We start from the raw sequence: 12,634 nt of genomic DNA on the forward strand, positions 1-12,634 counted from the left end.
TTACGGTGAATTGTATTAAGAATGCTCTTATGGTGGATGCTTCGGTAATTGGTGAAGAAGTCATTACGGTTCGATTTACCACTTGTGGAACAATCTTTAACTTTGGTTCCTACCTACGCTACATATCTTATTGTTGAAGAGTTGGATGGTTCTGGAGTCATTGGGGTTGTGATTACAAGGTTGATTTTGCGCCATTTTGGTTCACGTATGGGCATGAACCCGCGTACTTGAGTTATCGTTATTGAGTTCTGGGAGTTTCTGACGTTTTTTGTTCACTCATTTGTCTTTCTCTTGATTGGCGATCAGATACGGTTTGCCAGTTTGGAGGAAAACTTAACAATCATTGCAGTGACAGTGGGGGTAATGATTTTGATTCGGGCAGCTGCAATCTTGTCTTTGAGTCAGTTAAGCAATCTTCTACAAGCAAAAGAAACACCATTTCCCTGTTCCCTGTTCCCTGTTCCCTGTTCCCTGTTCCCTGTGTTTATTAGGAGAAGATTTGAAAAAGACAGGTAAATTCTTCTACATTTAGAATATTCGAGATATCTAAGAGACGTTTGTTTCTGATAAAATCCTTACGGTAAAGACATACTCCGACGTAACATAACGGTCATAAAAGAGTTGTATCTATCGAAGTTATGATAACAGCTAATGTTGACAATCCATTAGATCAAGACTCCTCTAATTGGTCTGCCTTGTTGCAGCAACTGTTAGAGCGTCAATCACTTTCGGTATCTCAAGCTTCTAACTTAATGTCTGGTTGGCTCAAAGAAGCCATTCCCCCTGTGTTATCGGGTGCTATTTTAGCAGCGATTCAAGCCAAGGGAGTGTCTGCCGAAGAGTTACTTGGCATGGTTGAGGTTCTATATTCCCAATCTAACAAACCAACGCAACGAGATTCCATTGTTGGCACCTCACCACTTGTTGATACTTGTGGTACTGGGGGAGATGGAGCATCAACATTTAATATTTCCACTGCTGTTGCTTTTGTGACTGCGGCTGCTGGGGTAAAAGTGGCTAAGCATGGTAATCGTTCAGCATCTGGAAAAACTGGATCAGCAGACGTGTTAGAAGCTTTGGGTGTTAATCTTAAAGCAAGTCTGGAGAAAACTCAAGAAGCTGTGAGCGCAGTTGGCATGACTTTCTTGTTTGCACCTGATTGGCATCCTGCTCTCAAAGTTATCGCTCCTTTGCGAAAAACTCTGAAAGTACGCACAGTTTTTAATCTGTTAGGTCCATTAATCAACCCCTTAAAACCAACAGGACAGGTTATTGGTGTCAACTCTCCGGCTTTGGTAGAAACTTTTGCTAAAGTTCTAAATCAACTAGGGACTCGCCGAGCAATTACACTTCACGGACGCGAAAAATTAGACGAAGCAGGGTTGGGAGATAAAACTGACTTGGCTGTGTTGTCAAATCAACAAATACACCTGCTCGAACTTTCTCCACAAGAGTTAGGCTTAAACCCCGCTCCCATTAGTGAACTACGGGGTGGGGATGTCGAAGAGAATGCAGAAATTCTCAAAGCTGTTCTTCAAGGTAAAGGGACTGGGCCACAGCAAGATGTGGTTGCTCTCAATGCAGCGTTTGCGCTGTATGTGGGCGAAGTAGTACCAGATCAAGGAGATGAGTATCAAACTTTTTCTCAAGCTGTTATTGTTGCCAAGGAAATTCTCCAAAGTGGACTTGCTTGGAAGAAGTTGGAACAGCTTGCTCAATTTCTTAAGTGAAAGATAATCTGCAAGAACGATAACATTTGTAGAGACGTCGCAGTGCAACGTCTCTACACGCCTAATTCGGATAAAGCTATCACTGCAATCAATACCACCTTTGACCATGCAACTTATTGGTTGTTATAAAAAGTCATAAAAATTTATAAATCTTACGTAATTGCTCGTAAATCATTCCAAATTTCCGTAAAAATTCAAACGGCTGTTGAGGAATAGATATAGAATAAATTCCATAAAATTTATAACAAGGAACGTTAATGAAATGAACTACCAGATAGAAAGGAATTTTATTATTGTTACAAAAAGCATTGCTTTTTAAATGATTTAAGCATCTATTGGAATTAAAGGAGTCTTTCTGGGCGCAATACTTTGTATCCCGAAAGCCTAAGTAAATACGCTTGATTTATATTAATGGTTTTCAAGAAATATGCTGAAACAATTTTCCTGGAATTTTAACAATTTTCCATTAGGCAAAAAGCTAACTGTATTACTGCTCGTTATATTTATTGCAGGAATTACTCTGAGTGGTATAGCTTTGTCTGGGATCTTAAATTACAAAGCTCAAGATGAAGTGAGTTCAAATGGTAAATTGCTGTTCAAGACTATAAACTCTGTGCGTTCTTACACAAATGATGAAGTCAATCCCGAGTTGGAAGCACGCTTAGGAAAGGATGAATTTGCAGCACAGACTATCCCTGCTTACTCAGCACGGAAAGTTTTTGAAAAGCTACGAAATGAGGACGATGCCTATAAAGATTTTTTCTATAAGGAGGCGATGCTGAATCCGACAAATCCTCGGGATAAAGCTGATAGCGTTGAGACAGAACTTATACAAAAATTCCGTAAGGAGAAAAATCTAAAATTTTTGTCAGGATTCCGTTCTTTTGATCAAGAACAGTTTTATTACATTGCGCGTCCTTTAGCCATAACTGAATCTAGTTGCTTGAGATGTCACAGCACACCAGATGTTGCGCCTAAGAAGATGATTCAGATTTATGGAACAGAACATGGATTTGGGTGGAAATTAAATCTGATTAATGGCGTTCAGATAGTGTCTATTCCTGCTAGTCAAGTTTTCCAGAAAGCGAATCAATCGTTTTTATTGGTGATGGGAATTGTGACTATAATTTTTGCGATCGCCATATACGTCGCTAACTTCTGGCTAAAGCGATATGTTGTACAACCCATTAAGCGTGTCGTCCGTGTTGCAGAAGCTGTGAGTACTGGTGATATGGATGCAGAGTTTGAAAAAGTGGGTAACGATGAAGTCGGCAGTTTGGTGGAAGCTTTTACACGCATGAAGATAAGTTTAGTTATGGCAATCAGGAGTTTTGAACGGTACCGTGGAGGAAATTAGTGAACTATAGCAATCCGATTTGATTAGCTGAATCACTCGTAGAGAGAGGGAACAGGGAACAGGGAACAGGGAACAAGGAACAGGGAATAAAGGTGTACCTAGCTAAGCAAAAATCTGCGGAGGAGTCCTATATATGTTTACTGATTGTTGAGAATTATAGCGGTTTGAAATTGCGTGCAATACAGTAGAGACCGTACTATACGGTCTCTACACACCGTTGTATATTTGATTCAAACGAGAATCGCTATAAAAATTTATAATGGCTCGCAAATTACAAAACAAAACAATTGACTACAAATCTAACTTAAACTGGTCATCAGAAACGGAACTCGTCGGGTTAGTATTTGAGTTCGTCACACAAGCAGATGCTTCTATTTACCCTCAGTACACCATTGGACTGCACGCTTGGTTTCTTGACCAAGTGCGTTCTTATGATCCAGAACTCTCTGGGTACCTCCATGATGGCGAGTCAGAAAAGCCGTTTACGATTTCTGCATTAGATGGAGAATTAGTCAGCAGTGGTAGGCTAGTGCAACTAAGCGCCAACAACTCTTACTACTGGTATGTCACAGTGTTGTCGAGTCGAGTCTCACAATGGATGGAACAGTGGGTGCAAAATCTACCAAAAGAACTTAACTTGCGGAATGCATCCTTACAGATTCGTTCTTGCAATATTGCTCATGCTCCCACGACTTATACTCAACTGCTAAACTCTGAACATGGAGAAACTGTTACCTTAAAATTTCTCAGCCCGACCAGTTTCCGTCGCAAAGGTCATCATTTCCCCTTACCAATGCCAACGAATGTTTTTCACAGTTACCTGCGTCGTTGGAATGACTTTTCTGGGATGTTTGTTGATCAGGAGGCGTTTTTGGCTTGGGTGGATGAAAACGTTTTGATTACTCGTCACCAACTGACATCTATGAAAGTCCTAGCTGGTAAGAAAGGTGCGGTAACGGGATTTACAGGAACAATAGAATTTGCTTTGACCAAAGAAGCTTCCAGACAACCAGACTTTTGCAAGCTATTTTATGCTTTGGGTAAGTTTGCACCTTACTGCGGTACTGGTCATAAAACGACGTTTGGATTGGGTCAAACACGGTTGGGTTGGTCGTCGCAAGCAGCACCAGAAGTACCTGATGTGCAAAGCTTGTTGGCAAGACGTATTGAGGAACTGACAGATATCTTTAAGTCACAGCGTAAGCGGACTGGAGGCGATCGCGCAGAAGAAATAGCATCAAAATGGGCGACTATTTTGGCGCGGCGGGAAATGGGGGAGTCGTTGCAGGCGATCGCCCAAGATTTGGAGATGCCTTATGAAACGGTGAAGACTTATGCTAAGTTAAGTCGTCGGGCTTTAAAATCAGGGTAGTTTCATTTGATTTCGCAATTCACTAAAAGGCTTTGTCTTCATATCTTTCTTAATCACAATACTTGACACTTTTAATACTCCCATCTTCCTTCATAGACACAATTTTCACCTTCACTGTCTGTCCTTCCTGAAGAACACTAGCTTTTTTCGGTTCCTTCTCAGTTAACTTAATTGCTCCCAAAATCTCATAAGTGACCTTATTACCATTGATTTTGATGACTTTTGCCTCTAATATTTGGTCAACCTGAAAGTCTTGGGATTGAACGACTTTGGCAATTTCTGCTTGACGGGATGACTCTACAGGGGACGGGGTGTTAATTGCAATTTCTCCAATGGGTACACCAGCATCTTTGTAGTAACGCATCAGCCGAGAGACCCAGCCTAAAATTTGCAGTATTGTGTAAGCATTTCCAACACTTTTGAGAGAATCACTACAAGCTTTCTCGATGCTGCGGTAATAATCTGAAGTTCTGCCACTGTGTCCAATAACTCTACCATTACTCACCAAGGTTTTTAAATACTTGAAAAACCGAGAAGTTGCATCTGGTTTGTTAACAACAGTACGCAGATAAGCAACTGCTTTCCCCAATTCGTTAATATCTGTATTTTCTTTTACTAGGGTTTGAGCGATAGCATGAGCAATATCCCACTCTGCATCCGTCAAAGATTCCGAGGAAAATTCAACCATAGTCATAATTAGTACATTCCTGATGGCGGTTCGCGGTCGGTTGGATAGCGTAGTACGGCTGTAAGTTCCTCTAGTTGGGGTTTCTGAATCAAACGCGAGTGGGCTGTTTGAATCTTTTCTTGTATAAATTTTTTTAGTTTTTCTCCTGTCATCTCGTCAGAATCATTGAGGTTATAAGACGAGTAACGCTGTTTCAGGTTTTGTGCTTGTAAGATTTTTTCCACAGTGACTGTCATTGTTCCCATACCAATGGGTTTCCCGCCTCCCACTTTTAAAGCAATAGGATTTTTGGGGTCTTGTCCTAAGACAATGAACAAAGTTCCTAACTCTTCTGGTAGTAAATTCTTGAAGTGCAACTGGGTTGTGAAAGTATACTCTCTTGGGGCTTGCTGTACAGGAATGCCTGCATTTTGACCTTTATCAATTGCCCTGATAGTATGGTAGTAAAACTTCCGACCTGCAACTCTGCCTTGAATAAAGTATGCGCTGCTTTCATCTGGACGAGGACGATATAAGGAAGGCATAAATCCGGTGGAAAAGCCCGTGCTTTCACACTTAGCATCGTTGAAATCAAGCAACCCCTGCCAATCTAACGCACCAAAAACCCGACTGGCTGGACAAAGTTCTTCTTTGTTGCGACAAGGTAGGCGTTCGGTAGGTATTTGACTTTTATACTTGGGAGTAACAACTGCTAGAGTACTGTTAGTAATCGCTTCATAAACAGACCGGATGCAGCCTTTGAGGGAACTGCCACCAATTGTAAGCTTTTGGTCAACACCTTGTATCATTGTTTTAATGAGAGGAATGCGACTGCCAATATCGCTACCCATGACAACGACTCCTGTGGAGACGTGGAGAGATGTCTGGACTTTTAGGGTAAGATGTAAAGTACCGTGTAGGCGATCGCTCAAATATTTATGATGTCCAACAGGACGCTGTAGGTTAGGACGTTCCTTGGGAAAAGAGACGAATTCATAAGGTTTCGGTGCAAGTTCAGGATTTGATGAACTAGTACTGCTAGGACGGTTAGATCTGTTTGGTTGTTGAGGTCGTTGCGGACGATTTCCAGTCATGGTAGCGCTACCTCCACAGTCAAAGCGATAAATTGCACAGTTGAGGTTTCATTATCAATAAAATAACGTTGAGCTAATTTTGGCTTATTGTTTTCTTCTTGTCGAATATCCAAACTCTCAGGGAAAATTAGCTTTTTGGGAAAACGAGTCTCATCCGGACGATACGCATAAGCGGGATATCCATAAGGAGGATTATTAGGTTCTATCCGCCAAGGTTCTTTTTCTTCTTTGTTAATTGTTTCTTTGACTGGGATAAACTCATCATGATTGTCAGCAATAGTTAGCAGCAACACCTCATAAGTATTTTGGCGCTTGTACTTCCACCGCAGTTCACACTTATGATTAAACATTTGCCCCTCAATCATGGGAAAGTCATCATTTGTGGGTGGTTTTTCTACAATTCCACTGACTTCATGAGTCCAACGTAAGAAATAATAGCTAGGTTCACTTATGAATTTTGGAATGAATTCTAGCAGTTGAGGTACTGAGAAAAGTTCTTTCTTATAACCAACAAAAGGTTTCATTTTGCCCCCATCAGTAAATGACTCCAAGACCTAACAGAACGCTCAAACAAATCTTTGACTGTACCTTCTCGCCAGGTGAGTTGCACTCCAAAACCCAAATCCATTTCTTGTGCTGTAGCTGGGGTATCTTGACGATCTTGTGTAGGGAAGCCATATAATTGTGCTTCTTGAAGTTCTAAAAATTCTCCAGCACCTAAGAGGAAAGTCTTAGACCATTTTTTCTCACTACCCAAAGCGCAAATTTGTTGTTTATCTTCCGATAAAATACATCCAGGATATTGTACAACGGCTTTATTTAATTTCACCTGTACTGTACCCAATCCGCGAGATTTAGCGAAACCCAAACCAAACCAACCATCATCTAAATCTCGCAACACTAAACCAATTAAACCTAACTGTGCAAGAGTGAAGTTTTTCAAATGAATTTTGGTATGGAATTCACCAGCAGTGCAAACTTGATAATTGAATGGACCGACTGCGACAGAACCAAAGACTCGGTCAATTGCTACCCCATTACGTTCTTCAATTTTGAGAGGTTGAGATTTATCAGGATAAGCATCTTCTATTCTGACTCGGCTGGCGATGGAAGTATTGCCAAACATTTGGTCTGTAAAAGAAGAGAGTTTGTAAATCTCCGGTGCAGGTAAGTCTTTACCATCTTTACTTTTGAGATAATCGTATTTATCATTTAATGGGTCATTCGCCCAAAGCAGATTCCAGTTATCAGAATCGCGCTTGTCTTTACCTACCGTCCTAACAATTCGTTCTGCATGAGCGCGAATTGCTCCTTTTAAACTGCTTCCTGGCAAATATATAGAACGTCCTCCAGCATGATAAGTTTCCACAAATTCCATATCCGGCTTAGTTGGATCTGCACCTTCTTTACCAGATTTGATGAGAATTGGATCATCAGGAATTAGGGTTATATCAATCGTACAGTGGTTTACAAATCTTTTATGCATGACGAAATTTAGTTGGTAATAATCTGGAATCTTAAGCAGCTACCAGATTGTTTAGCTGCAATTCACACTGTTGAAAGACATAATTGACGACAGCAAAGAGTTTATCTATTTCTTGAATTGTGTAAAACGTGATGTTTCTCGTAAACACTTCTGCTTCTAGCTTCCCGAATTGCCAACGATCACCATTAGATACAATTCCAAATATAGTTATTTGAAATTCGTCATTAAGCCGCTGTGCTGCTATCATTTCTGCTAAACATTGCGCCCATCCTGCTTCAAAGTTATCTTGCTTGGCTTCTACCAAGATGAAGTATGGTTTGTCAAAAACAACTTTTCCTAAAGGAGAACGTTTCGCTAAAATATACTCAGGAAAACCTGATAGTTTTTCGTCATAGTTGAGTGAATGATGACTCCATAAAATGAACTTACTACGGTAGCATTTCCAAATCTCTTTGAGGACTGGATAAATCAGATTTTCACAAATAGCAAACTCTGAACTATCAACAACACCATCCCGCATCATGGTTTCTAAGTCTTCTCGGAAGTAATCAGGTATCTTAAATTCAACTTCGCCTACGAAATTAGCTTCGGTGTAGATAACTTGAAATGCTTTGAGAACTTCACCAATAGTTTTGTAGCTACTAAAAGCCATATTTACCTCTTCGCTTCAGTGTTATTTTTATGAGATGCTTTACTTTCAAGATGTTCAATTAACTTTTGTACCCAATGGTCTTTAAAATCCCGTGCATCTTCATAAGCTTTCTTATCTCCCATAACCAATTTTTTGAGATAATCTAGTAATAACTGCGGTTGGTCTTCGGGATAGTCAAACCAAAGCATCTCGTTAATGTCCAGTTTAACAACACCCAACCCGCGCGATCGCCCACCACCTAAAGGTATCTGTTCTGTTTGAAACTGGTGCAAACCAATCATCAACAATCCTAATTCCCATTCTTCAGCATTCTCTACCACAGCCTGAAACTCAAACTGTGTCCCAGCAGGAACGACTTGGAAATCATAGAGTTTTCCCTCTGCGGCTGTTTCTGTATCTCTATCTATGGCGACACCATCTCTTTCTTGATATTGTCCAAACCAGGTATCAGGTACTATGGTTAAATCTCGGACTTGGAATTTGCTGGCGAGCCAGGGAGAACCAAAAAGGTGAGAAGCTAAATCAGTTTCATCGATAATCTTTTTTGTCAGTAGTTCATCTCTTTTCGCGTTGCGTTCTTTCTCTGGGTATTGCTTCAGTTCTTCTTCGACTTCTTCTTTGATACCATTCTTACCATTGAGACGTTCGTTTGTGATTGACCATTCTGCTTCGATAGCAGGATTAGCGGCAAAATTTGGGTTGATACCACGGAGGAAACTTTCCAAGCGCGATCGCATTGCACCCTTGAAGCTAGAACCTGGTATTAATGGTCTACCTAAAGCATCTTTAATGACAGGTAAATCAGAACCAATGGGTTCAGTAGAACGTCCTGCACTAATACGTAGTGCTGTTATTGTAGTTAGTGTGCCTGTGATTTTTAGGCGGTTTTTAAAAATTTCGAACATAGTGTTTAAATTTCTAAATGATTGGGAAATTGTGGTGGCTGTAATTGTAATTTAGGTGGAATAACAGCTGTAAGAGCAGATTGAATAAAATTGACAAACACTTCGCTTACTTTCTGATAATTATTACTAGTAATCGGTTGAAATCCATGAGCAAAGAGTGAGTTATTACGAACTTCTAGGGCATTAATAATTTTGTTTGCGCTTTCCTGATAAAACTGTCCTATAGGGTCATTAGGAAGTTGATTTAAAAGCTCATAACTACTTCTCAAAGAAAGTTGAATCAATCCCTTAACAGGAGAACGTTTTTTCTCATATTCATCTTGCAGATATTCTGGAAGTTGCTGAGGATTCACATCACCTGTTCTAATACCATAAGATTTCAACAGACGAATCTGAGCTAATAATTCTAAAGCTCTGTAAAGTCTTCCTACAGCATCATCCGAACGTTCTTGAGCAGCACGTCTTTCAGCATTTCGTAGTAAGTCTTGAACAATTTCATAACCGTGTCCTTGTGTACCGTTACTGGAATCAAAATTTCTATCTATCTGTCCTCTACTATTAATAACTTGAATCCAGATTACTAGCTCATCTTCAGCTTGACGTATTCCTTTTTGAATTTGTAACTCTGTTTTTGATTCTATAGATAAACTCATACAGTATCCTCTATTAGCTCATCTCTCAATACTAGATGAAATGGGTTGCAAATTTGTACTTGACCGAAGCCTTCAGAAGTGCGATCGCCTACTCCTTTCCATTCCAACTCCTTTAATTTCTCCATCCATAAACCTGGTTCCTTTGTACTAAATAAATATACAGCAGCTCGATTGGTGACTAATTCTATATCTTTCATTAACCCCCAAGCTGCATTCCAGCCAGAACGATAGTTATAGCTGCTGTACGCGACTTCCAATTTAAGAAAATCCTCCTGTTCTTCTTTACTAAGTTGGGAAAATTCATCATTTAATTCCACAGCTTGGCATAGCATTTGTGGTGAAATCACTGTGGTGTGTCGCCAGTTTTCTGTGAGAATTGCATCGGCTTGCAGGTCAAGGGTAAAATAGGTACGGTTTTCTAACAAGTTCTTTTCTGGCTTACCAAAAACTGACCAAAGTTCCCAGCGTTGCTGAAGTTTATTTTTAAATTCAGTGATTCTAGCTTCGACATCTGCTGAAGCATCTTCAACTTCTGCTTTGATGATAACCTTCCCTAGACCTCGTGAAGTCGCACCACCTAAACGAAAGAAATGAGAATTTTGATTGATGAAATTTTCTAGAGACTTGGCTAATTCTGCGTCTTTAACTAAAACTGAACTTCGGAAAATAACAGGACGCCAGTTTTTAAAACGTGCTTGGGGATTTTCTAAAAATGACTCGTTTAAAACTTCAATGCTGTAGAGAATATCATCCTCAGATGTGGCGCGTCGGCGGTTAATTCCCACCCTTGTTAGGAAGCGAGTTGTAGTAGAATGACTACGATATTTATATAGAATTTCACTATCGTTAGTTTTGCTGTAGAAGCCACCAAAAGGTTCAACCCGTGCATCTGTTTTTTCTTCCAGAGATTTTGGATCGCTAGGGTCGTAAGGAAAATTATATGCATCTGCACAGAAGCGGTCAATCAGAGTATCAAAAACTCCGTTACCTTTGGGTTTAAAACCTGAGTTTGTTTTAGAACTAACGGCTGTTGCAGGTAGAACCATGACTTCATCAGTCACAACCTGAGAAATTAAGTCTGGCTTCTTTTTAGTAGAATTAGATTCATCAGCTATTTTAGCGACGGCTGGATAAGCATTTTGAAAAATGGCAGGTTCATCACCCAAGAACAATGCTTCAAAGTCACCACCGCCTGCTGTGAAATTTTGTTCTGCTATCCGTGGTGTTTGCTGATTGGATAGTTGTAGAATTTGGGATGCGATCGCTCCTCGAATCACTGAACCAGGAATATGATCCTCCGCTTCACTCACTGAACCAGGTTTTTTTCCGGCGATCGCTAACGGAGACAAAGTGGTAATTTCTAATTTAATCCGCTTCATGACTTAGCCTCCGGTAATAGTTTCTCCCAGACTGAATCATCTTTTGAAAATGTTTCAAGTTCTTTCCATTTCAGCCAACCCAGCCCAACAGATTTACTCCCGCCAAACGCATGGATATGTCGCAATCCTGCTAATACGATGAAGATTTTCCGAGCGAATTTTGCCGTAATATCTGTGGGGAGTATCGTGTAAATATTGCTCAAACTTGTCAACCCAACTTTCTATAGCTTCTTTACCAGGTTTCCACTCAAAATCTGCCTGTTCATACCATTGTTGAGAACTATCATCTCTTTTAGCTATTTGTCCTACCACTCTTTTCCGTGCGGATGCTTCTGAAAACCAAGGATCACCAGGAAGTCCTTGGCTTGAATCGTCGGGAGAACTCTTAGCTTGGAGAATAGCAGAACGGCTACATCAAACTTGGGTTCTCGCTTATCTCCCCAAGCCAAACACCAGCTAATAGCCGTTGTGATGTTGAGTTGAGAATTTGTCATAAGTATTTTCAATCGCTGCTGTTGTTCTTTATTCTTCCAGTTACAAGGATACGTATCAGTAATATTTCGGAAAAAAAATACCTATCTTTGTATCGATGCATTACACTTGACTTCCTTGATTGCTTCTAAATCGTTCGGGTACTCACATTCACGGTAGTAATCGTACACCAGCCAATTGTGCTAAAACCCATACAGTCTGTTGAGCAACTTGCAATGCAGCGTTGGTAGTTTTTAAATCAGTCATTACACTTCACGATGATTGTGCTGAACTGCGTGTGATTGTAGCTTATAGGTGGAACTGGGGTATTCCAAATCTACGAGTTAGCAAACAAATTAGCACAACTATGTAACTATTTTAGGTGAGGACTACCGGAAAATACTGAATTTTCCCGATAATTTAAAATTGTGAAGTTTACCCAAGGAACCAGCAGGAGTAAAAAATAGTGTACGATGAGCCACCACCAGACCCATTTTTAGCCCAACTATGTGAAGGATACACCGAGGCGGAAGTTGTTGAAATACAGCGGTATATGGCTGAGTGGGATGCTTCTACTTATATCAGTGTGGCTCAAAGTATTCTAGACCATGCTAACAGAAAAGAATTTGACCCGTTGAAATATCTACGCAAAGCCTACAATTTTAATAAAAAACGAGCAGTACGAATTCCCAAAATTGGATAACGTCAGGATGGTTCAGCACTTTGCTGAATTTTACTTGACAAGCAATCGAGACTACGGACAAATGAAAGCCTATATTCGGATGCTGGATTATTTGCGCTTGCTGATAATTGAATATCTACAAACATATCAAAGTCCACAACCACAATCTGCTTGATTTTTCATAGT

General features: G+C 40.2%; 15 protein-coding genes and 1 pseudogene. 6 read left to right on the top strand and 10 right to left on the bottom strand.

The genetic code is table 11. The features are described from left to right. Nucleotides 1–66: 66 nt before the first annotated feature. The 4 genes and pseudogenes from DP116_RS00525 to cas6 form a co-directional block, all read left to right on the top strand. Nucleotides 67–444, top strand: a pseudogene (locus tag DP116_RS00525) (cation:proton antiporter domain-containing protein); the annotation flags it as partial. A 194-nt stretch (nt 445–638) separates the two neighbouring features. Beyond that, on the top strand, nt 639–1,730 hold the full coding sequence (gene trpD, locus DP116_RS00530) for an anthranilate phosphoribosyltransferase (protein WP_169153294.1): 1,092 nt from the start codon (nt 639–641) through the stop codon (nt 1,728–1,730). A gap of 427 nt (nt 1,731–2,157) precedes the next feature. Continuing rightward, nucleotides 2,158–3,087, top strand: coding sequence for a Tll0287-like domain-containing protein (locus tag DP116_RS00535; RefSeq protein ID WP_169153295.1), 930 nt, complete (start codon nt 2,158–2,160; stop codon nt 3,085–3,087). A gap of 259 nt (nt 3,088–3,346) precedes the next feature. Then, nucleotides 3,347–4,459: a CRISPR-associated endoribonuclease Cas6 gene (gene cas6 / locus DP116_RS00540; RefSeq protein WP_169153296.1), complete on the top strand. Its 1,113-nt coding sequence runs from the start codon at nt 3,347–3,349 to the stop codon at nt 4,457–4,459. A 49-nt stretch (nt 4,460–4,508) separates the two neighbouring features. Here the strand turns inward: cas6 and DP116_RS00545 are convergent, their stop codons facing one another. From DP116_RS00545 to DP116_RS28415, 10 genes are all read right to left on the bottom strand, one after another. After that, complete coding sequence (locus DP116_RS00545) at nt 4,509–5,153, bottom strand: hypothetical protein (protein ID WP_169153297.1); 645 nt, start codon at nt 5,151–5,153, stop codon at nt 4,509–4,511. Nucleotides 5,154–5,155: 2 nt separating this feature from the next. Further along, nucleotides 5,156–6,220 carry an RAMP superfamily CRISPR-associated protein gene (locus DP116_RS00550; RefSeq protein WP_169153298.1) on the bottom strand — a complete coding sequence of 355 codons (1,065 nt, stop codon included), beginning with the start codon at nt 6,218–6,220 and terminating at the stop codon, nt 5,156–5,158. Then, nucleotides 6,217–6,744, bottom strand: a complete 528-nt coding sequence (locus DP116_RS00555; RefSeq protein ID WP_169153299.1) for a hypothetical protein — start codon at nt 6,742–6,744, stop codon at nt 6,217–6,219. Before DP116_RS00555 ends, DP116_RS00550 begins: the two co-directional genes overlap by 4 nt. Continuing rightward, entirely contained in the window at nt 6,741–7,706 is a 966-nt protein-coding gene (locus tag DP116_RS00560; RefSeq protein WP_169153300.1) for an RAMP superfamily CRISPR-associated protein, read from the bottom strand. Before DP116_RS00560 ends, DP116_RS00555 begins: the two co-directional genes overlap by 4 nt. A gap of 31 nt (nt 7,707–7,737) precedes the next feature. Further along, complete coding sequence (locus DP116_RS00565) at nt 7,738–8,358, bottom strand: hypothetical protein (RefSeq protein WP_169153301.1); 621 nt, start codon at nt 8,356–8,358, stop codon at nt 7,738–7,740. Nucleotides 8,359–8,360: 2 nt separating this feature from the next. Continuing rightward, nucleotides 8,361–9,263: a type III CRISPR-associated RAMP protein Csx7 gene (csx7, locus tag DP116_RS00570; RefSeq protein WP_169153303.1), complete on the bottom strand. Its 903-nt coding sequence runs from the start codon at nt 9,261–9,263 to the stop codon at nt 8,361–8,363. Nucleotides 9,264–9,268: 5 nt separating this feature from the next. Continuing rightward, nucleotides 9,269–9,916, bottom strand: a complete 648-nt coding sequence (locus tag DP116_RS00575) for a TIGR02710 family CRISPR-associated CARF protein (RefSeq protein ID WP_169153304.1) — start codon at nt 9,914–9,916, stop codon at nt 9,269–9,271. Next, nucleotides 9,913–11,295: a type III-D CRISPR-associated RAMP protein Csx10 gene (csx10, locus tag DP116_RS00580; RefSeq protein WP_169153305.1), complete on the bottom strand. Its 1,383-nt coding sequence runs from the start codon at nt 11,293–11,295 to the stop codon at nt 9,913–9,915. Before csx10 ends, DP116_RS00575 begins: the two co-directional genes overlap by 4 nt. Nucleotides 11,296–11,388: 93 nt before the next feature. Next, nucleotides 11,389–11,607 (bottom strand): hypothetical protein, encoded by a 219-nt coding sequence (locus DP116_RS28410; RefSeq protein ID WP_211172995.1) that lies wholly within the window; start codon nt 11,605–11,607, stop codon nt 11,389–11,391. After that, a complete protein-coding gene (locus DP116_RS28415) occupies nt 11,601–11,789 on the bottom strand; it encodes a hypothetical protein (protein WP_211172996.1) in 189 nt (62 codons plus the stop codon). The genes DP116_RS28410 and DP116_RS28415 overlap by 7 nt, the downstream gene beginning before the upstream one ends. 443 nt (nt 11,790–12,232) lie before the next feature. Here DP116_RS28415 and DP116_RS00590 point away from each other — a divergent pair, with 443 nt between their 5' ends. Together DP116_RS00590 and DP116_RS00595 are read left to right on the top strand one after the other, a co-directional pair. After that, on the top strand, nt 12,233–12,469 hold the full coding sequence (locus DP116_RS00590; RefSeq protein WP_246275426.1) for a hypothetical protein: 237 nt from the start codon (nt 12,233–12,235) through the stop codon (nt 12,467–12,469). Nucleotides 12,470–12,476: 7 nt separating this feature from the next. Then, nucleotides 12,477–12,623 (top strand): hypothetical protein, encoded by a 147-nt coding sequence (locus DP116_RS00595; RefSeq protein ID WP_169153306.1) that lies wholly within the window; start codon nt 12,477–12,479, stop codon nt 12,621–12,623. The last annotated feature ends 11 nt before the right edge of the window (nt 12,624–12,634 follow it).

The organism is Brasilonema bromeliae SPC951, assembly GCF_012912135.1.
GTDB lineage: Bacteria > Cyanobacteriota > Cyanobacteriia > Cyanobacteriales > Nostocaceae > Brasilonema > Brasilonema bromeliae.

Coding starts and splice junctions, on each gene's coding strand:
- DP116_RS00550 (WP_169153298.1), bottom strand. CDS start 6,220: ATGACTGGAAATCGTCCGCAACGACCTCAACAACCAAACAGATCTAAC.
- DP116_RS00555 (WP_169153299.1), bottom strand. CDS start 6,744: ATGAAACCTTTTGTTGGTTATAAGAAAGAACTTTTCTCAGTACCTCAA.
- csx7 (WP_169153303.1), bottom strand. CDS start 9,263: ATGTTCGAAATTTTTAAAAACCGCCTAAAAATCACAGGCACACTAACT.
- trpD (WP_169153294.1), top strand. CDS start 639: ATGATAACAGCTAATGTTGACAATCCATTAGATCAAGACTCCTCTAAT.
- DP116_RS00535 (WP_169153295.1), top strand. CDS start 2,158: ATGCTGAAACAATTTTCCTGGAATTTTAACAATTTTCCATTAGGCAAA.
- cas6 (WP_169153296.1), top strand. CDS start 3,347: ATGGCTCGCAAATTACAAAACAAAACAATTGACTACAAATCTAACTTA.
- DP116_RS00560 (WP_169153300.1), bottom strand. CDS start 7,706: ATGCATAAAAGATTTGTAAACCACTGTACGATTGATATAACCCTAATT.
- csx10 (WP_169153305.1), bottom strand. CDS start 11,295: ATGAAGCGGATTAAATTAGAAATTACCACTTTGTCTCCGTTAGCGATC.
- DP116_RS28415 (WP_211172996.1), bottom strand. CDS start 11,789: ATGACAAATTCTCAACTCAACATCACAACGGCTATTAGCTGGTGTTTG.
- DP116_RS00565 (WP_169153301.1), bottom strand. CDS start 8,358: ATGGCTTTTAGTAGCTACAAAACTATTGGTGAAGTTCTCAAAGCATTT.
- DP116_RS00595 (WP_169153306.1), top strand. CDS start 12,477: ATGGTTCAGCACTTTGCTGAATTTTACTTGACAAGCAATCGAGACTAC.
- DP116_RS00575 (WP_169153304.1), bottom strand. CDS start 9,916: ATGAGTTTATCTATAGAATCAAAAACAGAGTTACAAATTCAAAAAGGA.
- DP116_RS00545 (WP_169153297.1), bottom strand. CDS start 5,153: ATGACTATGGTTGAATTTTCCTCGGAATCTTTGACGGATGCAGAGTGG.